Annotated in this window: 17 protein-coding genes; 9 read left to right on the plus strand and 8 right to left on the minus strand. The window is 65.7% G+C overall.

All coding sequences use genetic code 11. The features are described from left to right. Positions 1–41: 41 nt before the first annotated feature. From AC1POX_RS13110 to AC1POX_RS13120, 3 genes are all read right to left on the minus strand, one after another. Positions 42–1,409, minus strand: a complete 1,368-nt coding sequence (locus AC1POX_RS13110; protein WP_136732657.1) for an aspartate aminotransferase family protein — start codon at positions 1,407–1,409, stop codon at positions 42–44. A gap of 215 nt (positions 1,410–1,624) precedes the next feature. Then, on the minus strand, positions 1,625–3,010 hold the full coding sequence (locus AC1POX_RS13115) for a glutamine synthetase family protein (protein ID WP_008571340.1): 1,386 nt from the start codon (positions 3,008–3,010) through the stop codon (positions 1,625–1,627). A gap of 6 nt (positions 3,011–3,016) precedes the next feature. After that, positions 3,017–3,772, minus strand: coding sequence for a gamma-glutamyl-gamma-aminobutyrate hydrolase family protein (locus tag AC1POX_RS13120; protein WP_277573923.1), 756 nt, complete (start codon positions 3,770–3,772; stop codon positions 3,017–3,019). Positions 3,773–3,914: 142 nt separating this feature from the next. On the opposite strand from AC1POX_RS13120, the gene AC1POX_RS13125 reads away from it, so the two are divergent. The 4 genes from AC1POX_RS13125 to AC1POX_RS13140 all read left to right on the plus strand — a co-directional run bounded on the left by AC1POX_RS13125 (position 3,915) and on the right by AC1POX_RS13140 (position 8,584). Further along, positions 3,915–5,294, plus strand: coding sequence for a glutamine synthetase family protein (locus tag AC1POX_RS13125; RefSeq protein ID WP_209261621.1), 1,380 nt, complete (start codon positions 3,915–3,917; stop codon positions 5,292–5,294). Next, positions 5,291–6,610, plus strand: a complete 1,320-nt coding sequence (locus AC1POX_RS13130) for an NAD(P)/FAD-dependent oxidoreductase (protein WP_372356245.1) — start codon at positions 5,291–5,293, stop codon at positions 6,608–6,610. Before AC1POX_RS13125 ends, AC1POX_RS13130 begins: the two co-directional genes overlap by 4 nt. Positions 6,611–6,694: 84 nt before the next feature. Further along, positions 6,695–7,993 (plus strand): diguanylate cyclase, encoded by a 1,299-nt coding sequence (locus AC1POX_RS13135; protein WP_011347797.1) that lies wholly within the window; start codon positions 6,695–6,697, stop codon positions 7,991–7,993. Between the two features lie 129 nt (positions 7,994–8,122). Further along, positions 8,123–8,584, plus strand: a complete 462-nt coding sequence (locus AC1POX_RS13140; RefSeq protein WP_005915313.1) for a bacteriohemerythrin — start codon at positions 8,123–8,125, stop codon at positions 8,582–8,584. Between the two features lie 116 nt (positions 8,585–8,700). Here the strand turns inward: AC1POX_RS13140 and AC1POX_RS13145 are convergent, their stop codons facing one another. The 5 genes from AC1POX_RS13145 to AC1POX_RS13165 form a co-directional block, all read right to left on the minus strand. Next, on the minus strand, positions 8,701–9,981 hold the full coding sequence (locus tag AC1POX_RS13145) for an MFS transporter (RefSeq protein ID WP_218540137.1): 1,281 nt from the start codon (positions 9,979–9,981) through the stop codon (positions 8,701–8,703). Between the two features lie 388 nt (positions 9,982–10,369). After that, complete coding sequence (locus AC1POX_RS13150) at positions 10,370–10,648, minus strand: hypothetical protein (RefSeq protein WP_209261624.1); 279 nt, start codon at positions 10,646–10,648, stop codon at positions 10,370–10,372. Continuing rightward, a complete protein-coding gene (locus AC1POX_RS13155; RefSeq protein WP_127168120.1) occupies positions 10,638–12,986 on the minus strand; it encodes an FdhF/YdeP family oxidoreductase in 2,349 nt (782 codons plus the stop codon). Before AC1POX_RS13155 ends, AC1POX_RS13150 begins: the two co-directional genes overlap by 11 nt. After that, positions 12,983–13,828: a formate dehydrogenase accessory sulfurtransferase FdhD gene (gene fdhD / locus AC1POX_RS13160; protein WP_029819644.1), complete on the minus strand. Its 846-nt coding sequence runs from the start codon at positions 13,826–13,828 to the stop codon at positions 12,983–12,985. The genes AC1POX_RS13155 and fdhD overlap by 4 nt, the downstream gene beginning before the upstream one ends. Positions 13,829–13,834: 6 nt before the next feature. Beyond that, the gene (locus AC1POX_RS13165) at positions 13,835–15,514 is read right to left on the minus strand and encodes an OFA family MFS transporter (RefSeq protein ID WP_372356246.1); all 1,680 of its coding nucleotides are present in this window, start codon (positions 15,512–15,514) and stop codon (positions 13,835–13,837) included. A gap of 515 nt (positions 15,515–16,029) precedes the next feature. Here AC1POX_RS13165 and aptA point away from each other — a divergent pair. From aptA to AC1POX_RS13190, 5 genes are all read left to right on the plus strand, one after another. Then, on the plus strand, positions 16,030–17,394 hold the full coding sequence (gene aptA / locus AC1POX_RS13170; protein WP_338334090.1) for an omega-aminotransferase AptA: 1,365 nt from the start codon (positions 16,030–16,032) through the stop codon (positions 17,392–17,394). A 134-nt stretch (positions 17,395–17,528) separates the two neighbouring features. Then, positions 17,529–18,377 carry a plasmid replication/partition related protein gene (locus tag AC1POX_RS13175; protein ID WP_372356247.1) on the plus strand — a complete coding sequence of 283 codons (849 nt, stop codon included), beginning with the start codon at positions 17,529–17,531 and terminating at the stop codon, positions 18,375–18,377. Between the two features lie 231 nt (positions 18,378–18,608). Beyond that, positions 18,609–19,913 carry a DUF445 domain-containing protein gene (locus tag AC1POX_RS13180; protein WP_011347805.1) on the plus strand — a complete coding sequence of 435 codons (1,305 nt, stop codon included), beginning with the start codon at positions 18,609–18,611 and terminating at the stop codon, positions 19,911–19,913. Positions 19,914–20,056: 143 nt separating this feature from the next. Beyond that, positions 20,057–24,151: a CHASE domain-containing hybrid sensor histidine kinase/response regulator gene (locus AC1POX_RS13185; protein ID WP_372356248.1), complete on the plus strand. Its 4,095-nt coding sequence runs from the start codon at positions 20,057–20,059 to the stop codon at positions 24,149–24,151. A gap of 30 nt (positions 24,152–24,181) precedes the next feature. Then, positions 24,182–25,168 (plus strand): HD-GYP domain-containing protein, encoded by a 987-nt coding sequence (locus tag AC1POX_RS13190; protein WP_008571357.1) that lies wholly within the window; start codon positions 24,182–24,184, stop codon positions 25,166–25,168. Positions 25,169–25,263 lie beyond the last annotated feature (95 nt).

Here is a 25,263-nt window from a genome sequence, read left to right on the forward strand (position 1 = left end):
TCACTGCCCGCTGCCGTGCGGTGGGACGGCTTGTGCAGGAGCTATCGACCCAAGGCCTGCGCGGTGTCGTCCAGCGCGGCCCAGGCCTTGTCGAACAGTTCGTCGACCTGCTCCCGGGTAATGATCAACGGCGGCGACAGCAGCATGGCATCGTAGGTCGCGCGCAGGATCAGCCCGCGGCGCAGCGCGAAATCGCGACACATCGCCCCTACCCGCCCGCGCCCGGGGAAATACGCACCACGGCGCTGCTTGTCCGGCACCAGCTCCAGCGCCCCGACCAGCCCGGCGATGCGTGCCTCGCCCACCAACCGGTGCTCGCCCAGCGCGGCCCAGCGCTGCGCCAGGTACGGCGCAACCTGCGTGCGCGCGGTCTCGACAATGCCCTCGTCCTGCAGCAGGCGCAGGTTTTCCAGCGCCACCGCCGCGCACACCGGATGCCCGGCATAGGTACCACCGTGCGCCAGCTCGCCGCCTTGGGTCTTGAGCACGCCGGCCACGCGGTCGTTGAACATGGCTGCCGCCAGCGGGATGTAGCCGGAGGTGATGCCTTTGGCCAGCGTCATCACGTCAGGCTGGAAGCCGAAGTACTCCGCACCGAACCACTCGCCGGTGCGGCCGAAACCGCAGATCACTTCATCGGCGACCAGCAGGACGTCGTAGCGCCGACAAATCCGCTCGATTTCCGGCCAGTAACTGCGCGGTGGGATATAGACGCCGATCGCGCCCATGATCGGCTCACCGATGAACGCAGCCACATGTTCGGGGCCGAGTTCCAGAATCTTGTCCTCCAGACGACGTGCCGCCAGCAACCCGTAGTCCTCCGGATCCATCTGCCCGCCATCGCCGAAGTGATACGGCGGTGCGATGTGATGGATATCGGCAATCGGCAACCCGCCCTGCCGGTGCATCCCCTTCATGCCGCCCAGGCTGGCGCCGGCCATGGTGGTGCCGTGATAGCCATCGTGGCGGCCGATGAAGATGCGTTTTTGCGGCTGCCCCTGCACGGCCCAGAAATGCCGCACCAGGCGCAGGATGGTGTCGTTGGCCTCGGACCCGGAGTTGGCGAAGAACGCATGATTCAAATCGCCCGGCGCCAACGCCGCCAGCTTGGCCGCCAGCCGGATGGTGGGTTCGGTGGTGCACTGGAAGAAGCTGTTGTAGTAGGCCAGCTGCTCCATCTGACGCGCCGCTGCCTGCGCCAGTTCCTTGCGCCCGTAGCCGACATTGACGCACCACAGTCCGCCGAACGCATCCAGAAACTGATTGCCGTCGGCATCCCACACGTACACGCCCTCACCGCGCGTCAGGATGCGCGTGCCCTTGTGCGCCAATGCCGCGTTGTCGTTGAACGGATGCAGATGATGGGCGGCGTCGAGCCGCTGCAACGCCTTGAGCACCGAAGGATCCACGACCTGCTCCGCGCGTGAGGGGTTACAAGCATACCCAGGCCCTGTTGCCGGACCGTGGACGGTTTTGCAGAACGCCCGGCTAATCGCTTGCACACCGGGCAGGCAGCTTGGCCGCGAGAACTTCCGTTGCCGCCGAGGTCGCCCTCATCCATCCTTCGGGCATTTTCTCCCGGGAGGAGAAGGAACACAGCACGCGCGTGAGATGCAAGAACGCCTCACACATTCAACAACAAGAACTCCCGTTCCCACGAACTGATGACCCGGAAAAACGTCTCGTACTCTTTCCGCTTCACCGAGATGTATGCACGCACGAACCGCCGCCCCAACATCTCCTGCAACGCCTCGCAGCCTTCCAGTTCATCCAGCGCTTCGCCCAGCGAGCGCGGCAAATCGTAGCCCTGCTCCTTGCCATTGCTGCTGATCGGCGCGGTCGGTTCGAGCTTTTCGCCGATCCCCAATAACCCGCAGGCCAAGGTCGCTGCCATAGCCAGATACGGGTTGGCGTCGGAGCCGGCAAAGCGGCTTTCCACCCGCATGTTCTGCGGCGCATCGATGGGCACGCGCAGCCCGCAGGTGCGGTTGTCGAAGCCCCACAGCACATTGCTCGGCGACACCTCGCCGAACATCAACCGCCGGTATGAATTGACGTTGGGCGCCAGCAGGCCCATCGCCATCGGAATGTATTTCTGCAAGCCGCCCAGATAATGCGCGAAGGTATCGCTGAAACCGCCCTCGCGCTTGCCGCTGAACACGTTCTTGCCGGTGCCGGCATGCAACAGGCTCTGGTGGATATGCATCGCACTGCCTGGCTCGGTTTCCATTGGTTTGGCCAGGAACGTGGCATACACACCGTGCCGCAGCGCGGCTTCGCGCATGGTGCGCTTGAACAGGAACACCTGGTCCGCGCGCGACATCGGGTCGGCATGGGTGAAGTTGACTTCCAACTGCGCGGCGCCGGATTCGTGGATCAGCGTGTCCACGTCCAGCTCCATCGCATCGCAGTAGTCGTACATCAGGTCCAGGATGGGGTCGAACTCGTTGACCGCGTCGATCGAGTACGACTGCCGCGCCGTTTCCGGCCGCCCGGAGCGCCCTGCCGGCGGCAGCAACGGGAAGTCGGGGTCGGTATTTTTCTGCACCAGGAAGAACTCCAGCTCCGGTGCCACCACCGGTTGCAGCTTGGCCTGGGCATAGGCGTCCAGCACGCGGCGCAGCACGTTGCGCGGGGCAAGTTCGTGCGGCTGGCCATCCTTGGTATAGCAGTCGTGGATGACCTGCGCGGTGGGGTCGGCCGCCCACGGCACCATGCGCACGGTGCTGGCATCCGGGCGCAGATGCATGTCCGAATCCGACGGTGAGGTGAGCGCGTAATAATCGTCGGGGAAATCGCCGGTCACGGTGGTGGCGAAGATGCCTTCCGGCAGGCGCGTCCCGTAGTCATGCGAGAACTTGTCGGCGGGAATGATCTTGCCGCGCGCGTTGCCGGTAATGTCCGGCACCAGGCATTCCACCTCGGTGATGCTGCGCTCTTTCAGCCAGCGGCGCAGCGCGCTCTCCGGCTGCTTGGACGGGGTCTTGCGCGAACGCGTGCGGATGGACATGCAACCTCACTTGCCGCGTCGCGCGGCGTATTGGCGACAAGCCTCGCCGAAGGCCTGAAAGATGGCACGGTAGAACGGATGCTGTGTGACACGCCATTCCGGATGCCATTGCACTGCCAGCAGAAACCCCGGGCCGGAGCCGCGGAACGCTTCGATCAGCCCGTCCGGCGCGGTGGCTTCGATCAGCAGCCCCTCAGCCAGCGTGGCAATGCCCTGCCCGTGCAGGGAATTGACCCAGACCTGGGCGCTATCGCTCATGCACGCCAGCCAGCCGCCGGGATGCAGGTGCACCACATGCGCCGGGCCATATTGCATGTCTGTCGGTGTGCCGCGGTCTTCCCGGTGGTCGGCCAGGCCGGGCACGTCGTGCACGCGCTGATGCAGGCGCCCGCCCAGTGCCACATTGACCTCCTGCAGCCCGCGGCAGATCGCCAGCACCGGCAGGCCACGCGCAAGCGCCTGCGGGATGAGCGCAAGGCTGGTGGCATCGCGCGCCGGGTCGTGCGGGTTGCCTTCCCAGCTGGGCTCGTCGCTGTAGTGATGCGGCTCCACATTGCTGACCGCCCCGGTCAACAACAACCCATCCAGCCGCTCCAGCCACGCGCCTGCATCCAATGCCGGCTGCAGGCTGGGCAACAGCACCGGCATCGCAGCGGCTGCCTCGACCACCGCGCGGATGTACTTCTCGCCGGCAGCCAGAAACGGATGAGGCCCTTGCAGGATGCGATCGGTCGGCAGGCCGACCAGCGGAACGACTGCCATGCGCGAAATCCGATACGTTCGGTGGAACGTCGATACGCTCGAAGTTACCGCGCCATTGCCGGCATTGCCAAGCGTGCCACTGCGCTTGCGATTACTCACGCGCGCTTTGCTACGCTGCGTGGCGACTTCGCAGGTGTTGCCCATGGCTTCCGAAAACTCCATCGCCTCCCTGCCGGCTGCCGATGCCCACACCCTCTCTCGCATCGCCGGGTGCGAGTCTGTCGATCTGTTATTGCCCGACACCAACGGCGTGCTGCGCGGCAAGCGGGTGACCGCCGAGGCCCTGGGCAAGGTGTATCGCGAGGGCGTGTGCCTGCCGATGTCGCTGATCGCCACCGACATCACCGGCAACACGGTGGAAGAAACCGGGCTTGGCTACGCGATCGGCGACGCCGACCGCATCTGCCGGCCGATCGAAGGCTCGCTACGCCCGGTGCCCTGGGCGCCAAGGCCGATGGCGCAACTGCTGCTGGCGATGCATACCCCCGAAGGCGCGCTGTTCGAAGTCGCCCCGCGTGCGGTGTTGCAGCGCGTGTTGCAGGGGTTTGGCGCACTCGGCCTGACCCCGGTCATCGCAGTGGAGCTGGAGTTTTACCTGTTCGACGCCATCGCCGATGCACAGGGGCGCCCGCAGACCCCGCGCGACCCGATCACCGGCGAACGCAGCGACAGCACGCAGGTGTATTCGCTGCAGGATCTGGACGACCAGCGTGGTTTTACCGATGCGGTCACCGCCGCTTGCAGACAGCAAGGCATTCCGGCCGACACCGCCGTGGCCGAGTACGCTCCCGGCCAGTTCGAAATCAATCTGCACCACCGTGCCGATGCGGTGGCCGCCTGCGACGAGGCAATTCTGCTCAAGCGCACCATCAAAGCCATTGCGCAGCAGCAGGGCAAGCTGGCCAGCTTCATGGCCAAGCCTTTCCCCGGCCAGGCCGGCAGCGGCCTGCATCTGCATGTGAGCCTGCTCGATGCCGCCGGGCACAACGTGCTGGCCAGCGCCGCCGACGCGCCTGCGCAGCCGCTACGCCACGCCATCGCCGGGCTGCAGCGGCATGCGGATGCCTCGCTCCTGATGTTCGCCCCGCATGCCAACAGCTATCGCCGCTTCGTCAGCAACGCGTTCGTGCCACTGGATGCAAGCTGGGGTTTCAACAACCGCACCGTGGCGCTGCGCATCCCGCACAGCGATGCGCACAACACCCGCATCGAACACCGCATTGCCGGTGCCGATGCCAACCCGTATCTGGCCGCTGCAGCCGTGCTGGCCGCGATGCTGGACGGCCTGCGGCAGCCGGCCGAACCCACCGCGGCGGTCACCGGCAATGCGTACGCGCAGTCGGTGTCCACCCCGCGCAGCTGGCAAGGCGCGGTGGATGCGTTCCTCGGCAGCGACTTCATCGCCGAGCAGTTCGGCATGCAGTTCCAGCACGTATTCGGCCAGCAGAAGCAACGCGAGCTGCTCGACTACCAGGCGCAGGTCCCCGACCTGGATTACGCGCGGTACCTGCGCACCGTGTGATGGCTTACCCGCACGCGCCACCGCCGCACAGCGATTCAGCGGGCAATGGGTATCCGGACAGCTGGTACGCACGCAGCACGCCGGGCCTGCCCCAACAACCGCGCCTGCAAGGCGCCGAGCACGCCGACGTCTGCATTCTCGGCGGTGGCTATACCGGCCTCGCCGCCGCGCTGGCGCTGGCCGAGGCCGGTTACGCCGTCATCGTGCTGGAAGCCCGGCGTGTGGGCTGGGGCGCGTCCGGGCGCAATGGCGGCCAGGCCATCGTTGGCTATGGGTGCGAGCAGGAAACGCTGGAAGCGCTGGTCGGCAACGACGATGCTCGCCTGTTGTTCGATTTCTCGCGCGACGGCATGCGCCTGCTGCGCGAGCGCATCGCGCGCCATGCCATCGCCTGCGACTGGCGCGACGGCCACGCGCATGTGCCGCTGAAGCCGCGTCAGGTGCAGGCGCTGCAACACGGCATCGTGCGCATGGCCGAACGCTACGACTACCCGCTGCAATGGTGGGACCGCGCACGCACCCGCCAGGTGCTGGACAGCCCGCTGTACCTGGGCGCCATGTTCGACCCTGCCAGCGGCCATCTGCAGCCGCTGGCCTATGCACTGGGCCTGGCGCGGGCCGCGCTGGCCGCCGGCGTGCGCATCTACGAGGACTCGGCCGTGACCAGGCAGCGGCCCGGCGCGCGCGTGGTGATGCATACCGCCCACGGCAACGTGACTGCCGCGTTCGGTGTGATCGCCGGCAATGCACTGCTGCGCGGCATCGCCCCGACGCTGGAGCAGCGCATCATGCCGGTCGGCACCTATGTCGGCGCCACGCCGCCGCTGGGCCAGGCGCGTGCACGCGCCCTGATCGCCAACGACATGGCGGTGGCCGATACCAACTGGGCACTGGATTACTATCGGCTCAGTGCCGATCACCGCCTGCTGTTCGGTGGGCGCGCCAGTTACTCCTCGCGTCCGCCTGCGGGCTTGCAGCGCCTGATGACCCAGCGCATGCATACGGTATTCCCGCAGCTGCACGACGTGCCGCTGGAAACGCTGTGGGGCGGCTACGTGGACATCTCGCGCAACCGTGCGCCGCACTGGGGCCGGCTGGCGCCCAATCTGTACTTCGCACAGGGCTTTTCCGGACATGGCGTGGCGGCCACCGGCCTGGCCGGCCAGGTCATTGCCGAGGCCATCGCCGGCCAGAGCCGGCGCCTGGACGTGTTCGAACGCATTCCGCACCGCCCGTTCCCCGGCGGGCAGCGGCTACGGACCCCGCTGCTGGTGGCGGCGATGAGCTGGTATCGGCTGCGCGATGCGCTGTGGTGAGCGCCACGCTTTGGAACGTGGTGCTCAAGTTTTGGCGAGCAGGGCCGTTAGCTGACCTGACGGTTCGATCCAGACGGCCAGCCGATGTCCCCAGGTACCCTACATCGCAATAGTGAAAGTGCAGTCCTGCCGCAGCGCGTGCTGTTGGTGGAGAACTCGCGCACGTTCACCAGCATGCTGCGCGAAGCCATCGAGCAACGCGTGGAACTCCCGGTCACGGTCGTCTCGACCCTGGCCGAAGCCGCGCGCGTGCTCGACGAAGAGGACGGCTGGTTCCTGGTCCTCACCGGCCTGGTACTGGTGGACGGCGACCGCGACAAGGTCGTGGAATTCTTTCTCTCGCGCAAACTGCCCACCGTGGTGGTCAGCGGCGTGTACGACGAAGACTTGCGCCAGCGCGTGCTGCAGCAGCAGATCATCGATTACGTGCTGAAAAATGCACCGGGCAGCATCGAATACCTGGCATGGCTGGTGCAGCGCCTGGAGCGCAATCGCCGGATCGCCGCCCTGGTGGTGGACGACTCGCTGTCGGCACGCACCTATGCCGGCGCGCTGCTGTCGATGTACGGCTACCGCGTGGTGCTGGCGGCCGACGGTGCCGCCGGGCTGGACGCGATCGAACGCGACCCCGGCATCCGCCTGACCATCGTCGACCAGGAAATGCCTGGGATGGATGGCGTGGAATTCACCCGCCGGCTGCGCGCGATCCGCTCGCGCGACAAGGTGGCGGTGATCGGCATTTCCGGCAATAGCGATTCGTCGTTGATTCCGCGTTTCCTGAAGAACGGCGCCAACGACTTCCTGCGCAAACCCTTCTCGCGCGAAGAATTCTTCTGCCGCGTATCGCAAAACGTGGACCAGTTGGAACTGATCGGCACGCTGCAGGATCTGGCCACCCGCGACTTCCTCACCGGCCTGCCCAACCGGCGCTACTTTCTGGAACAAAGCCAGCGCGTCATTCCCAAGCTGCTGTTGCAGGACCAGACGGTGACCGCCGCGATGGTGGATATCGACCATTTCAAGCACATCAACGACACCTGGGGCCACGAAGCCGGCGACCAGGCGTTGCGTGCGGTGGCCGCTTCGGTGTCCGGGCATGCGCGGCCGCAAGACCTGGTCGCACGCTTCGGCGGCGAAGAGTTCTGCCTGCTGGTGCCCGGGCTGGATGCGGCCAATGCCACCAGCTATTTCGAAACCCTGCGCGAACGCATCAGCGCCCTGCGCGTGCGCGTGGGAGACGAGACGTTGAGCATGACGGTGAGCATCGGCGTATGCATCGCCAGCGAAAGCGACCAATCGCTGCATTACCTGCTGAACGAAGCGGACAAGCACCTGTATCTGGCCAAGGCCGGCGGCCGTAACCAGGTGCGTCTGGCAAGCTGATCCAGCGTCGCCTGCAGGCCCAAGCGACGCGTGCGGATGACGCGCCTGCCGACATGCCTTGATCCAGATCAACGCACTGCCGGCGCGCGCGGCTTACCGTATGCCCATCGCATTGGGCAAGGTACTTCGATGGCACTGCTGGTCTGGCAGGACGACCTCAACACCGGGATCGAGGTCATCGATCATCAACACCGGCGCATTGTGGACATGATCAATCAGCTGCATGTTGCGCAGACCAGTCTGCAGCAACTGGCAGTGGCGGAGGTGATCGACGAACTGATCGATTACACGCTCTCGCACTTCGCCTTCGAAGAAGAACTGATGCAGGAAGCCGGCTATCCCTTCAGCCAGGCGCACCAGCGCGTGCATGCGGTGTTCGGCAAGCGTGTCGGCGAATACCGCCTGCGCTTCCAGGCCGGCGAAGACGTCAGCGACGAACTGCGCAACATGCTCTCACGCTGGCTGTTCAACCATATTCGCGGTGACGATCAGGCCTACGCACCGCAGGTGATCGCACACCTGGACCGGTTTTCGCGCACACATCAGCATGGTGGCTGGCTGGGCCGCACGCTCAAGCGGATCTTCGGCTAGCAGCCAGATCAACGCCTCGGCTCTGCAGCAGCGCACCGAAGCGCGCGCCATCGCGTCATCGTGGGCCGCCGCGTTGCTGCACGATCGCAGACTCCATCAACCGTTGCGATCTGCGCTCAGCGACGCCAGCGCCGCGCCACGACCAGCGCCATCAGGCTCAGCACGGCCGCCCCGCCCAGGTAATACCCTACCGATTGCACGCCGTAACTGGCCGCCAGTTGCGTGGCCACGTAGGGCGCCGGCGCCGCGCCCAGGATGCTGGCCAGATTGAACGACAGCGATGCGCCGGTGTAGCGCACCTCGGTGGGATACAGCTCGGCCAGCAACGTGCCGCAGGGACCATAGGTCAGGCCCATGAAGAAAAATCCCAGCGACAGGAACGCCAGCACCTGCAACGGGTGACTGGCCTGAAACAGCGGCGCAAACGCCAGGCCGAATGCCACGATGGCGATGCTGGCCAGCATCATCGCCAGCGGCGCGCCGTGCCGGTCGCCAAACTTGGCCGACAGCGGAATGCCGAGCGCAAAAAACACGATGCCGGCCATCTGCAACAACAGGAATTGTTCCTTGTCGTAGCCCAGCGTCTTGGTGCCATAGCCGAGCGCGAACACCGTCATCAGATAAAACAGCACGAAGGTGGCGAACGCGCCCAGCGTGCCGACGATCAGCGCCGGCCAATGCTGCGCGACCACGGTGCCCAGCGGCAACCTGACACGCGTCTTGCGGTCCAGCGTCTTCTGGAAATCGGGCGTCTCGGTGATGCTCAGGCGCACCCACAGCCCCGTCAGGACCAGCAATGCACTGGCCAGAAACGGCACGCGCCATCCCCACTGCATGAACTGCACATCGTCCAGCACTGCGCCCATGCCCAGAAAGGTGCCGGTGGACAACAAGAACCCCAGCGGCGCGCCCAGTTGCGGAAACATGCCGTACCACACCCGCTTGCCCGGCGGCGCGTTCTCGGTGGCCAGCAGCACCGCCCCGCCCCACTCGCCGCCCAGGCCCAACCCCTGGCCGAAGCGGCATAACGCCAGCAACGCAGGCGCAAACACGCCGATCTGCGCGTAACTGGGCAGCAGGCCGATGGCCACGGTGGACAAACCCATCGTCAGCAGCGCTGCCACCAGCGTGGCCTTGCGCCCTACCCGGTCGCCGAAGTGACCGAACACCGCCGAGCCCACCGGCCGCGCAACAAACGCGACCGCAAAGGTCGCCAACGACTGCAGCATCGCCGCACTGCCATCGCCGGCGGGAAAGAACAGCGTGGGAAACACCAGCACTGCGGCGGTGGCGTAGATATAGAAATCGAAGAACTCGATGGTGGTGCCGATCAGGCTGGCGAACAGCACGCGCGCAGGTGAATTGGTGGGTGCGGCAAGCGGCGCAGCGGCAGTCATGGTTGATCGGCATCCGGGAAGCAAGACGGCCGATTCTGGCAGATCGCGGCACTGCTTTGCGCAGGCCAGGCGGGAGCAAAAAGTTGCAGGCGTGACCGACGGTGCTGTGGATCGCGCCCGACTCGTCTTGGAGCAGACGCGTTCGCAGAGGAGAGGTGTCCGGCAACGCGTAGCCGGAGATCGTCAACTGCTCAGCCTGCAAGGTGCGAGGTCTTGGCGTTTGCTGCAGGCCCTTGCGCGCCCACCATCGCAGGACACGCCGCAGGTACGCACTTGTAGGCTCCGTGGCGGGCACCCATGCCGCCAAGGGTCCCGCGACGATGGGCCGGCAAGGACCAGTTGAGTTGGTCGGTCTGCAGAGCTTTCAATCAAGCAGCGGGAAGCTCGCTCAACCGCCCTGCAACGTTTGCGCAGCTGATCGCTGCGCATGCTCGGCCAAACCAACCGGCGTCAGTACTGCAAACTGCCGCTCGCCGCGATCTTCCACGCGCACCCAATCCGGACCCGGCTGGCCGTCCAGGTTCGCTGTCCCCAACCAGGCGAGCGTGCGCAGCAGCACGCTCATGCGCACGCCCAGGTGCTTGCATAGCCGGGCCAGCGACACGCCATCGGGCGCGTCGGCAAGCGCATGCAACAGCTGTGAGGTGAGCTGTGGATCAGCGGACAAGCACCGCTCCGATATCGCGCGGCGCCGCATCGGCGGTTTCGGCGCGGTGCGGCAGCACGATGACCGGAATCGACTTGGAGGTCGGCGTACGCGCCTCGTCGGCGAAACTGGACAACGGCACCAGCGCATTGGTTTCCGGGTAGTACGCGGCCAGGCAGCCACGCGGGATGTTGTAGTCCACCAACAGGAAACGCCGCGCCTCGCGGCGCACGCCGTCCTCGCACAGGCTTTCCAGGTCCACCCAATCGCCCGCCTTCATGTTCAACGCCGCGATATCCGCCCCATTGATGAACAGCACGCGGCGCTCGCCGAACACACCGCGATAGCGGTCGTCCAACCCATAGATGGTGGTGTTGTACTGATCGTGCGAACGCGTGGTGGCCAGCGTAAACACCATCTGCTCGGCGTGGCTGCGGCGCGCGCGGTGGATGGGATTGTCGGTGGGCACCGCATGCGACTTGAACACGGCACGTTGTTCCGGCGTCACCCATTGGCGATCGCGGGCGGTGTTGGACAAACGGAACCCACCCGGCGTACGCACGCGTTCGTTGAACCCGGCAAAGTCCGGAAACACCTGCGCGATGAGATCGCGCACGCGGTCGTAATCGCCCACCAGCCAGCGCCAGCGGATCGCGCTGCGTGCGCCCAGCGTGGCTTCGGCCATGCGCGCCACGATCGCCGGTTCCGACAGCAGATCCGGCGAGGCCGGCGGATTGATGCCGGCCGACAGGTGCACCATGCTCATCGAATCTTCCACCGTCACGCCTTGTGCGCCGGCATCCTGGATGTCGATCTCGGTGCGCCCAAGACACGGCAGGATCAACGCATCGCGCCCATGCACCAGGTGGCTGCGATTGAGCTTGGTGGTGACATGCACGGTCAATTCGCAGTTGCGCAACGCGCGGTGCGTGGCATCGGTATCCGGCGTGGCGGCAGCAAAATTGCCGCCCATCGCGAAGAACACCTTGCCCCGCCCATCCAGCATCGCCTCGATCGCACCCACGGTATCGAACCCGTCTGCGCGCGGGGGCGCGAAACCGAACACCGATTGCAGCTTGTCCAGGAACGCGGCCGGCGGCTTTTCATAGATCATCATCGTGCGGTCGCCCTGCACGTTGCTGTGCCCGCGCACCGGGCAGACGCCCGCGCCGGGCCGGCCCAGGTTGCCGCGCAGCAGCAGCAGGTTGGTGATCATGTGGATGGTCGCCACCGAATGCTTGTGCTGGGTGATGCCCATGCCCCAGCAGGCAATCACGCGCTCGGCATTGAGATAGATCTCGCCGGCCTTGCGCAGCGCGGTTTCGTCCAGCCCGGATTCTTCGACGATGGTGTCCCAGCGCTCCGCGTGCACGTCGGCAGCGAACGCCTCGAAATTGGCGGTGTGCGCCTGGATGAACTCCAGGTCCAGCAAGCGCGGCGTGCCATCGCGCTGCGCCTGCGCATCGCGCTCCAGCACGTGCTTGATGATGCCCTTCACCGCAGCTAGGTCGCCGCCGATCTTGAGCTGGAAATAATCCGAAGCGATGCGCGTGGAGCCGTTGTGCAACATCTCCAGCTTGTCCTGCGGGTCGGCGAACTTTTCCAGCCCGCGCTCGCGCAGCGGGTTGAACGCCGCAATCGCCGCACCGCGCTTGGAGGCCTGACGCAACTCGCCCAGCATGCGCGGATGATTGGTGCCCGGGTTCTGCCCGAAGATGAAGATGGCGTCGGCCAGCTCGAAATCGTGCAGCGACACCGTGCCCTTGCCCACGCCGATCTGCGACCGCAGCGCGGTGCCGGAGGGCTCATGGCACATGTTGGAGCAATCGGGGAAATTGTTGGTGCCGAACTCGCGCACGAACAACTGATACAGGAACGCTGCCTCGTTGCTGGTGCGCCCGGAGGTGTAGAAGATCGCCTCATCCGGCGTTGCCAGGCCATTGAGATGCCGCGCGATCTGCGCAAAGGCATCGTCCCAGCTCACCGGCACGTAGTGGTCGGTCGCAGCGTCGTAGCGCATCGGGTGAGTCAGGCGACCCTGCCCTTCCAACCAGTAATCGCTGTATTGCGACAGCAGGCTGACGGTGTGCGAAGCGAACAGCTCCGGCCCGGCGCGACGTGCGGTGGACTCGGCCGCCACGGCCTTGGCGCCGTTTTCGCAGAATTCGAACGTGGACGTGTGGTCGCGATCCGGCCAGGCACAACCGGGGCAGTCGAAACCGTCCGGCTGGTTGGCGTGCAGCAGCGTCTTGGCGCCCTGCACGGCGATGTCCTGTTCCATCAGGTGCTTGGCCACCGAGCGCAATGCGCCCCAGCCGCCCGCGGGATTGTCGTATTGCTTGATGGTTTTCTTGCTCATGCGGGCTCTCCCACCGCAACGCCCAGATCCAGGCGCTGCGGATGGCTGTAAACGACACAATCGTGATCGCGGGCAAACCCGATCAGGGTCAGTCCCGCACTCTCGGCCAGGCTGATCGCCAGCGCAGTTGGCGCCGAAATCGCTGCGAGCAGCGGAATTCGGGCCTGCGCGGCTTTCATGGCCATTTCGTAACTGGCGCGGCTGGTGACCACCGCGAACCCGTGCGATGCATCGATGCGCGCGCGCGCCAATGCACCGATCAATTTATCCAACGCGTTATGCCGGCCCACGTCTTCGCGGACCAGCTGCACATTGCCCTGCGCATCGGCCCAAGCAGCCGCGTGCACGGCGCCGGTCTGCGCGGCGATGGGCTGCCGTGCATGCAGCGCATCCAGCGCATGCGCCAAGGCATCCACGTCGATCTGCAGCGACGAGTGCAGCACCGGCGGCACACGCAGCACCGCTTCGATGGACTCGTTGCCGCACACCCCGCAACCGCTGCGCCCGTCCAGATTGCGCCGCCGTTGGTCCAACGCGGCTGCGCGCTCGGGCGGGATTTCTATTTGCAGCGAAGCGCCTTCCAGAAACGTCTCCACCGCGATCACGCGCAAGTCCTGCGCGTGATCGACGATGCCTTCGCTCAACGAGAACCCAAGTGCGAAATCCTCCAGGTCCTCCGGCGTGGCCATCATCACCGCGAACGGCACGCCGTTGTAGATGAAGGCGACCGGCATTTCGGCCGCCACCATGTCCTGCACCGTGGCGCTGCGGCCGCCGCGATGGCGACGGACCGTGCGTACCACACTGCCCGGACGCACGGCGCGGGAAGACGGACTGGTCATCTCACCTCAATGGAACAGCACGAAGGCTTTTTGCAGCGTGACCCAGATACCGAACAGCATCGGGATACCCACCGCCAGCCAGGCAAACGCGACCAGCGCGGGGTTGCCGCCATGACCGATGCGCGCCATTTGTTCCGGTGGAATCGTGCCGTGCCCGGTGCGGTCGACCTTTTCGTGCGCCAGCTGCTTTTCGCGTGCCAGTTCGTCGGGCGTCATGAAGTGACGTGCGGCCACCGGGCGCACCAACAGATTGCAGATCAGGCCGAGCACGAGCATGCCGGCAAGGATGTACATGGTGGTGTTGTAGACCTGTGACGGCGGGCTGCCGTGCGCCAGCTGGTACTCGCGCATGTAACCCACCACCACCGGACCCAGGATGCCGGCGGTTGCCCAGGCAGTCAGCAGCCGGCCGTGGATGGCGCCGACCATCTGGGTACCGAACAGGTCGGCCAGATACGCCGGAATGGTGGCGAAACCGCCGCCGTACATCGACAGGATGATGCAGAAGATGCCCGCAAACAGCGCGATGCCGCCAATACCGCCAGCCGACGGCGCCGCTGTATACAGGCAGATGCCCAGCACGAAGAACAGCGTGTAGGTGTTCTTGCGGCCGAGCTTGTCGGACATGCTGGCCCAGAAGAACCGGCCGCCGATGTTGAACAGGCTGAGCAGACCGGTGAAGCCGGCCGCGATGGCCGCGATGCTGGCCAGCTGGGTGGGATCCAGGCTGGCGAAGCCCACATCCACGCCGATCAGACGGCCGCCGAACACTTCCTGCAACATCGGCGAGGACATGCCGATCACGCCGATGCCGGCCGAGACGTTCAGGCACAGCACGCCCCACAGCAACCAGAACTGCGGGATGCCCCAGACCTTTTTCACGTGCACGTGGTTGGCGGTGATCATGGCGTTGCTGCTGGCCACCGGCGCGGTCCAGCCGGCCGGGGTCCAGCCGCTCGGCGGCACGCGGTAACCGAACGCGCCGGCCATCATGAAGACGAAGTACAGCGCCGCCATCACCAGGAAGGTTTCCATCACGCCCACCGAGGTGGGGGTCGCGAAATGGCGCATCAGCGCATCGGCCAAGGGGCTGCCGATCATCGCGCCGCCGCCAAAGCCCATGATCGCCATGCCCGTCGCCATACCGCGTCGGTCCGGGAACCACTTGATCAGCGTCGACACCGGCGAGATGTAGCCCAACCCCAGGCCGATGCCGCCGATCACGCCCGAGCCCAGCCACAGCATCCAGATCTGATGGAAGTGGATGCCGACTGCCGAGATCACCAGCCCGCCGCACCAGCACAGCGCCGAGACCACGCCGGCCTTGCGCGGGCCGGCCCGTTCCAGCCAGCCGCCCCAGATCGCTGCCGAGCACCCCAGCAGCACGAAGAACAGCGTGTACATCCACTGCAGCTCGCTGATCTTCCAGTCGCAGGTGGTGGCCACCATGCGTGCGAACAGGCCCATATCGGCCGGGCATGCGATCGACTCGGTGATGCCCAGCGCCTTGGACAACGGCAGCCAGAACACGCTGAAGCCGTAGGCCATGCCGATGCACAGGTGGATCGCCAGTGCTGCCGGCGGTACCAACCAACGATTGAACCCCGGCCGCGCAATGATGCGCTCCTTGGACAGTAAACCGGCGTCTGCGCCGCTGGCTGTCGCCACGGTGGACCCTTGCGTCATTCTCATTTCCCCCAAAAAACCAACGATGAACTGCGAAAACACGGCTGACAGGACTACCACCAACGCCTGGCGGGCGATGGCGACGTCCTGTCGGCCGTTCCGAATACGATTGATAGCTGCAATCAAATAACGCGTTGCGATATGGGCAGCGACACCGACCAGGCCCAACTGGCGGTCGTCTGGCGCATCATCGGCGATCCCTGCCTGTTTGCAATGCTTGCCAGCGCCCTGCAGTGTTGCAAAGCGCCGCCCATACCCATGTCACGTAAGCGTGCCTTGGTGTTAGCGGCCGCAGCTGCGACTAATTGACTAGTCTGTCTGCACTTCGCCAACCGCGTCGCGAAACCCGTCCCCGCGCCTGCTGCACGCGCAGCGCTGTGGCGGGTGCCGGCATCATCCGGTCCTGGTGTCGCTCGACCGGAATACGCACGATGCGCCTGCTACTCCTGTGCGCCTGCCGGCCTGTCAGGTGACGGCCGAGGCGCCAGCTGCGTACAGTCGGGCGATCCTGCACGATGGAGCCTGCCATGCCCCACCACCTTCCCAGCGACGCCGCCGATGCGCTGCAGGCACCGACGCAGCTGGATGCCTTCTGGATGCCGTTCACCGCCAATCGCCAGTTCAAGTCACGGCCTCGCCTGCTGGCCTCGGCGCAGGGCATGCATTACCGCGATGTCCACGGCCGCCAGATTCTGGACGGCACGGCAGGCCTGTGGTGCTGCAATGCAGGACATGGCCGCGAGCGCATCGCGGCCGCCATTCGCGAACAGGCCGGCACGCTGGATTTCGCGCCGACCTTCCAGATGGGCTCGCCGCTGCCCTTCGTACTGGCGCAGCGGCTGGCCGCAATCGCCCCGCCCGGCTTGGGCCATGTGTTCTTCACCAACTCCGGCTCGGAGGCGGTGGATAGCGCGATGAAGATCGTGCTGGCCTACCACCGGTTGCGCGGCGAAGGCCAGCGCACCCGTTTTATCGGCCGCGAAAAGGCTTACCACGGGGTCGGCTTCGGCGGCATGTCGATCGGCGGGCTGCCCAACAACCGCAAGTGGTTCGGTCCGCTGCTGGCCGGTACCGATCATCTGCGGCACACGCTGGATCTGCAGCGCAACGCCTATGCGCGTGGATTGCCCGCACACGGCGCGGAGCTGGCCGACGATCTGGAACGGCTGATCACCCTGCACGATGCATCCACCATCGCCGCAGTGTTCGTCGAACCGGTGTCCGGTTCGGCCGGCGTGATCCTGCCGCCGGAAGGTTACCTGCAGCGGTTGCGCGCCATTTGCGACCGCCACGGCATCGTGCTGGTGTTCGACGAGGTGATCACCGGCTTCGGCCGCGTGGGCGACGCATTCGCCGCGCAGCGCTTCTGCGTCACCCCGGACATCATCACCGCCGCCAAGGGCCTGACCAGCGGCACCGTGCCGATGGGCGCGGTGCTGGTGGCCGATGCGATCTTTGATGCCTTCATGCACGGGCCGCAAAACGCGATCGAGCTCTTTCACGGCTATACCTATTCCGGCCACCCGCTGGCCTGTGCAGCGGCGATTGCCACGCTGGACACCTATGCCGAGGAAGAGCTGTTCACGCGCGCGATCACGCTTGGCCTGCAGTGGGAAGACGCACTGCACGGCCTGCGCGGCTCGCCGCATGTGATCGACATCCGCAACATCGGCCTGATCGGCGCGATCGAGTTGGCACCACGCGACGGCGCCCCGGGCGCGCGCGGTTACGAGGTCTTCGAGCGCTGTTTCCACGAGGGCGGCCTGCTGGTGCGCGTCACCGGCGATGTCATCGCACTGTCACCGCCGCTGATCGTCACCCCGGAGCAGATCGGGCAGATGGTGGAGACGCTGGGCAAGATGCTTCGCCAGGTGGACTAGGCTCGGCTGGCCATAGGCAACGACCGCAACGTCGGCGACGGGCGCCCGCGTGTCACGCATGCAGGCAGCCGTCAAGCGCGCAAAGCCGGGGCCGGCTCACTACAATGCCCGCCCCGTCTTCCAGCAGTTGCCGTATGAACATCGTTGTCAAAGAAGAACTCAAGGCCTATATCGACCCGCTGACGCCCGACGAGCACGAGGCGCTGGAACGCAGCCTGCTGGCCGAAGGCTGCCGCGATGCCTTGGTGCTGTGGGGCGATGTGCTGGTGGATGGCCACAACCGCTACGGTATCTGCCAGAAACACGGGCTGCCGTTCCAGACGGTGCAGAACCCGCGCTTCCAGTCCATGCAGGACGTGCACCTGTGGATGATCGAACAGCACCTGGGCCGGCGCAGCGTGTCCGACTTCCAGCGTGGCGTACTGGCGTTGCGCAAGCGCGAGATCCTGGCCGCACGCCAACGCAGCCAGCGCGACGCCGAAGCCGAAGCGCCGGCGGTGGCCGGCGACCAGCCGGACACTGGCCTGGAGCAGAGCAGCACGCACACCGCCGACGACACCGACAGCCCGCCGTGGGACGAAACCTCTACCCCGGTCAGCCGTGCCGAGCTGGCCCGCGAAGCGCGTCTGAGCAGCAACCAGGTGGTGATGATCGAACGCATCCACAAGCAGGCCGCGCCGGAAGTGGTGCAGGCGGTCAAGGCGGGCGAGATTTCGATCAGCGCCGCCGCTGCGGTGGCCACGCTGTCGGAGGACGAACAACGCGCCGCCGCGCAGGCCGGCAAGGCCGAGCTCAAACAGGCCGCCAAGCGTGTACGCGATGCCAAGCGCAAACCCAAGGCCGACGAGGCCGAAGGTGACGAAGCCGAACGCCGCGACATCAAGGCCCTGCAGCGCCGCGTCACCGAACTGGAAAACGAGAATGCCGCGCTGCAATCGAAGGTGACCGCACTGCAGGCGCAACTGGAACGCCTGCGCGGCTGAGTGCACCCGACAGTCGACAGCAACACGTAGGAGCGCACCTGGGCGCGACAGGCATTCCCGATAAAGCCCGTCGCGCCCAGGTGCGCTCCCGCGACAGCAACAGCCGCTGGGTCGCCCCAACCCAGGCGCAGCTGGAGCACAAGGCACGCAAGACGCGGCCACAACCTGCGCGCGCGATGGCGCCACCCGCCGTGGACGTGCCCTGGTCAGACGACTGGGTACACTTCACCGATGGAACCCAGTCTCAGCACTCCCCGTCCGATCGATCCTCGTCGTGCCCAGTTGCAGCGCATGAAGCTGTTGGCGGTGGCCTTGTTGCTGGCGATGTTCGCCGGCTTCGTCATCAGCCACCTGATGGGCGAACACGGCATCTGGGCCTGGGTGTCGGCCTTCTGCGAAGCGGCCACGGTGGGCGCATTGGCCGACTGGTTCGCGGTGGTGGCGCTGTTCCGCCACCCGATGGGCCTGCCGATCCCGCACACCGCCATCCTGCCGCGCGGCAAGGAACGGCTGGCCGACGGGTTGGCAGTGTTCGTGCGCGACCAGTTCCTCGCCCCGGATGCGTTGATGGAAAAGCTGCGGGTATTCGATCCCGCCAGCCGGCTGGGCGATTGGCTGGCCAAACCAGAGCAGGCACGCATGCTGGCGCAGATGACGCGCGGCTGGATGCTGCAGGCGCTGGAACTGCTCGACGAGGCAGCCGTCCGCCGCGCGATTCAAGGCTTCGTGGTCGACCGCCTGCGCAAATGGAACGCCGCCGCCACCATCGGCGATGTGATGGCCCTGCTCACCACCGACGGCCGCCACCAGAAGCTGCTGGATGAAGTGCTGCTGCGGCTGGGCGAATGGCTGGACCAGGAGCAGGTCAAGACGCGCGCGTCTGCATTGATCGTGCGTTACGCGCGCCGCGAATGGCCCAAGCTGGTCGGCACCGTGAATTGGGTCAAGCCGATCGAAGAGATCGGCGACAGCCTGGCCGACCGCATGGCGCGTGCGGCGATCGAAGAACTGCAGGACATCCTCAAAACGCCCGAGCATCCAATCAGGCTCGACTACGAAGCGTGGCTGCAGGGCTACATCACGCGCTTGCGCGACGAACCGGAGATGGCCGTGCGCGTGGAAGAACTCAAGCAACGCGCCATCGAACACCCGGCACTGCAGGACTACGTGCAAGGTTTGTGGGGCGAAATTCGCGACGCACTGCGCAATGACCTGGCGCGCGAACAATCGTCGATGGCCGCGCACGTGGAGCGTTCCATGCAATCGCTCGGCCGGGCCTTGTCGCAGGATCCCTCGCTGCGTGAAGCGCTCAATCAACATATGTTGCAGGCCGCCGACAAACTCACCGCGCGCTTGCGCACATCGGTCACCGACCATATTGCGTCGACGATGAAAAGTTGGGACGAACGTCACCTCGTCGAACAATTGGAATTGGGGGTGGGACGCGATCTGCAATACATTCGGTTCAATGGAACGTTGGTCGGTGGACTGATCGGACTGATCCTTCACGCGTTGTCGATCTGGCTGTCGTTTTGATGCGGGAACGTCGATCGCCCATCCGAAAATGACGTGCAGGCTTGGGGGACTGCACACAGCCGCCGGATATCGGGCGGCACCACGAGGTCGACGCAGGTCGGCCAGCACTCTGGGCACGTAACAGGCAAGGCGAAGGAACGAACATGCCGAAGGGCCGCTGGGATTTGCGCAGGACATACGGGCGTCGCGCATTCTTTGGTGCACTGCTGATTCTGAGCGCCGGCCTGGTTGCCGCCATCGTCACCGGCGTGTGGCTGCAACGGCAGAACGAGCTCGAGCGCCAGCAACGCTTCGACTACGTAGTGCGTACGCTGGCGCGCAACATCAGCGAGCGCATGTCCACCTTCGAGCATGGCTTGCGCGGCGCACGCGGTGCGGTGATCGGCGCGGGCAGCGACATCATCAGTCGAGAACGCTTCACCTTGTATAGCCGCTCGCGGGATTATCCGCGCGAGTTTCCCGGGGTGCTGGGTTACGGCTACATCCATCGGGTCGCCCCGGCCGACGAAGCCGCGTTTCTGCAGGCCGCGCGTGCCGACGGTGCGCCGGACATCCATCGCCGGCCGTTGGCGCCATGGGATGGCGAGCGTTACATGGTGCTGTATTTCGAGCCGGAATCCTCGGGCAACCGCCCGCTCGGCATCGATATCGCCTCCGAGCCGCGCCGGCGTGCCGCCGCCCTGCAGGCCGCACGCAGCGGCGAGCCGGTCATGACCTCGCCGATCTCGCTCTCCGGTTACCGCGTTCCCAGCGAAAGCGGCTTTCTGGTGCTGCTGGCGGTCTATCGGGAAGGCATGCCGTTGCAGACCCCGCAACAGCGCATGCTCGCCACCAGCGGCTGGGTGTATGCGCCTTTCAGCGTCGAGCAGATGGTGCGAAGCGCATTGGGTGAGCGCGACGACGTGGCGCTGGACCTGTCCGACCGCAATGAGCCCACCCACAATTTCTATCGCAGCGGCACGCCAGCCAGCGACAGCGCGCTGCGTCCGCCGGTGGTGCGGCTGTTGCCGATCTACGGCCGCACCTGGGTCATCACCGCCCACCCCACCGCCGGCTTCGTCGCATCGCTCAACCAGAGTTCGCCCTGGTTGATCGGCGGGCTGGTGATGGCCGCCACGGTCCTGTTTGCCGCCCTGCTGGTGCTGTATTTCAGCAATGGGCTGCGCCGCGAGGAAGTGCTGCGCAAGCAGATGGAACTGGCCGCGCTGGTCAGCCATTCCAGCGAAGCCATCGTTGCCGAAACCCCGGATGGCCGTATCACGCACTGGAATCCGGCCGCCGAGGCGATGTTCGGTTACACGGCCGACGAGGCGATCGATCAGGACCTGACCATGCTGCTGTCGCCGCAGCCGTATGCGATGCCTGAGGTCGACCATGCCGACGCGGCACTGGCGGGCAACGCATCGGCGGCGCAGACCATGCGCCATCGCGACGGGCATCAGGTGCATGTGCTGGCCAGCAAGGCGCCGATCATCGAAAGCGAAGGCACGCTCAGCGGCCATTCGCATTTCTTCCGCGACATCTCCGACCGCGTGCGCTCGCATCAACGCATCATCGACCTCAATGCCTCGCTCGAACACCAGGTCGCCGAACGCACCAGCGAGCTGGTGAAGTTCTCGGTGCTGCAACGCGCGATCCTGGCACACGCCGGCTACGCCATTATCGCCATCGATTCCAGCGGCTTCGTCACGCTGTTCAATCCGGCCGCCGAAAAACTGTTGGGCTACAGCGCGGCAGAAGTGATCGGACGACGCAAGGCCAGCCAGTTCGTCGAGCCCGAGGAACTGCAGGAGCGCGCGCACATGCTGGCCGAACAGACCGGTACGCCGGTGGCGCATACGCTGGAGGCGATCGCCGCACTCACCAGCCTGGGTCGCAGCGACACCAGCGAGTGGACCTACGTGAGCCATGACGGGCGCCGCCTGCCGGTGCTGCTGACCTTGAGCACCCTGCGCGACGACCACGACCAGGTGATCGGCTATCTCGGCGTGGCGGTGGATCTCACCGAGCAGAAGCTGCACGAAAAACAGCTGCGCCTGGCGATGGATGCGGCCAAGAGCGCTAACCAGTCCAAATCCGATTTTCTGGCCAACATGAGCCACGAAATCCGCACGCCGATGAACGCCATCCTGGGCATGCTGTACCTGCTTCAGCGCAGCGAACTGCCCGGCGCCGCGCAGGACATGGTCGCCAAGATCGATCGTTCCGCGCGCACGTTGCTGGAGATCATCAACGACATCCTGGACTTTTCCAAGATCGAGGCCGGGCGTATCGACCTGGAATGCGCGCCGTTCGATCTGAACCAGCTGTTCGATAACATCGCCGACCTGATGCGCTCCTCGCTCAGCGCCAAACCGGTGGAAATGATCGTCGAACCCCTGCCACGCGACAGCCGTTGGCTGCTGGGCGATGCGCTGCGCATCAACCAAGTGTTGGTCAACCTAGTCGGCAATGCGATCAAGTTCACCGAACAGGGCGAAGTGGTGCTGTCGGTACGCCGCTTCCCCAGCGGCGACCCCAACAAGTTCAAGCTGCTGTTTTCGGTCCGCGACACGGGCATCGGTATTTCTAAGGAAAAGCAGAGCGTGATCTTCTCGCCGTTCCTGCAGGCCGACACGTCCACCAGTCGGCGTTACGGCGGCAGCGGCCTGGGTTTGACCATTAGCCGGCGCCTGGTCGAATTGATGGGCGGCGAACTGGAAGTGGAAAGCGTGCCCGGCCGCGGCAGCGAATTCTATTTTGTGGTGACGCTGGAAAAATCCGCGCCACCGCAGGCACAGCGCGAATTGCCGGCCTTGCCGCCGGAAGCGATGCCGCGCGTGCTGATCGCCGACGACCACGATGCAGCGCTCAACAACCTGGTGCGCATCGCCACCGAACTTGGCTGGCGCGTGGATGCGGTGGCCAGCGGACAGGCCGCACTGCAGGCCATCGAACACGCTGCAGAGCCCTACGATATTTTCCTGCTCGACTGGCGCATGCCCGATATCGACGGGGTGGCCATCGCGCGCGAGATTCGTGCACGCGCCACGCCCGGCCCGCATCCGGTCATCGTGATGGTCACCGCCTACGAGCGCCGCCTGCTGGAGCAGCATCCCGAGCAGCAGGATCTGGATGCGGTGATGACCAAGCCGGTGACCGGCGCGGCCCTGCACCGGCTGGTGGAACAGCTGCTCGAGCAACGCCCGGGTACCCGCCCTGCCACGCCGACATTCGTTGCGCGACGCCTGGAGGGCGCCCACCTGCTGCTGGTCGACGACAGCGACATCAATTGCGAAGTCGCCCAGCGCATTCTGGAGGGCGAAGGCGCCATGGTCACCGTCGCCCACGATGGCGAACAGGCAGTGAGTACGCTCAAACGCGCGCCCAACCTGTTCCACCTGGTGCTGATGGATGTGCAGATGCCGGTGGTGGACGGTTACGAGGCCACGCGCCGGTTGCGCCAGATCCCGGCCCTGGCCAGCCTGCCGGTGATCGCGCTGACCGCCGGCGCGTTCCGCCCGCAGCAGGAAAAAGCGCTGGAAGCAGGCATGAACGGCTTTATCGCCAAGCCATTCAACGTCGAAGAACTGGTCACTGCCATTCGTCATTTCCTGCAGCCGGGCACACGGCGCATTCCATCGCTTCCGCACGAGGCGCAGGCGCACGCCGGTCCCGAATGGGAATACAGCGACCCGGAACTGCTGGACGCCGCACGCGCGCGCAGCCTGTGGAGCGAGCGCGAACCCTATGCGCGCTATCTGATCAAGCTGCTGCGCGACAACCCGGACCCGGCTGAGGTAGCCGCCGAGCATCTGCGTCGCAACGAACTGCCGGCCATCGGCGCGATGGCGCACAAGCTGCGCGGCGCGGCCGGCTCGCTCGCGCTGCCGGCCCTGGCCGGTGCAGCCGGCGATCTGGAGACGCGTATCGAGGAAGGACACGACATCACCGCATCGCTGATTGCGTTGAAGGACGTCATGCAGCGCACCGCCGACGCGATCCGGGCATTCTTGCAGCATGGCGACAGCGACGTTGCCGCCGACGAGGAGGGCGTTGCGTTGGATGCAGACAGCGTGCAGATCCTGACATCGGCCTTTGCCAGCGACGATGCCGACCAGATCGACCATGCGCTGTTGATCTGTGCGCCACGCTTGCCGCGCGCACTGCAGGAAGCCCTGCAACGCGCGGTCGAAGATTTCGACTTCCGCCGCGCCGAAGCCACGTTGCGCGAGTGGCAGGCCACCCACCCGCACTGATCGCTCCCCGAGCGTCTGGCAAGGATCACCATGCCGTCCCGCCCCCTGCTCTGTGTCGACGACGAGTCCAGCAACCTGGCCACCCTGCGCCAGCTGCTGCGCGATGACTTCGCGCTGGTATTCGCCAAATCCGGCGGCGAAGCCCTGGATGCGGTCAGCCGCCACGCCCCAAAGCTGATCCTGCTGGATGTCGAATTGCCCGACATGGACGGCTATGCGGTGGCGCGCGCGCTCAAGCAGCAGCCGTCCAGCAACGCCATCCCCATCCTGTTCGTGACCTCGCGCAACAGCGAACACGACGAACGCCTCGGGCTGGAAGCGGGCGCGGCCGATTACGTCAGCAAGCCCTACTCGCCTGCGCTGCTCAAGGCACGCATCGGTACCCAGTTGAAGCTGGCCGAAAACGCACGCCTTGCCCAGCAATACCGCGAGGCGATCCATCTGCTCGGCACCGCCGGCCAGGGCCAGGACGCCGACACCGGCGCGCATATCTGGCGCATGGCGGTGTATGCGCGTGTCCTGGCCGAGGCGGTGGGCTGGTCGCCGCAGCAGGCGCAGACCCTGCAGGACGCCGCCCCGTTGCACGACGCCGGCAAGATCGCAGTGCCAGGCAGCATCCTGCAAAAGCCCGATTCGCTGGACGAACACGAACGCTCGGTGGTGCGCCAGCACCCGCAAGCCGGCCATGACCTGTTGCGCCACGGCCGCGGCCCGGTGTTTCAGTTGGCAGCGGAAATCGCGCTGCATCATCACGAATGCTGGGACGGCAGCGGGTATCCGCAAGGCTTGTCGGGCGAGGCGATTCCCGAATCGGCACGCATCGTGGCGGTGGCCGACGTCTTCGATGCGCTCTGCGGACGACGCGCCTACAAGGCGCCCTGGACGGTGGAAGACGCCCTACGCAAGCTCGACAGCATGGCAGGCAAGCAACTGGAACCGCGCCTGGTGCAGCATTTCCACGACGCGTTGCCGCAGATTCTGCAGATCAAGGACGCTTGGGACAGCCCTGCGGCTTAGCGCTGATTCGGGCAGGTCAGGCAACCGCCCATTCGCGATGTCAGGTGGGCTGTCTTTCGCCTTACCCTCACCCCTCTCCCGCAGGAGAGGGGCGT

This window comes from Xanthomonas sp. NCPPB 3442 (assembly GCF_056725145.1).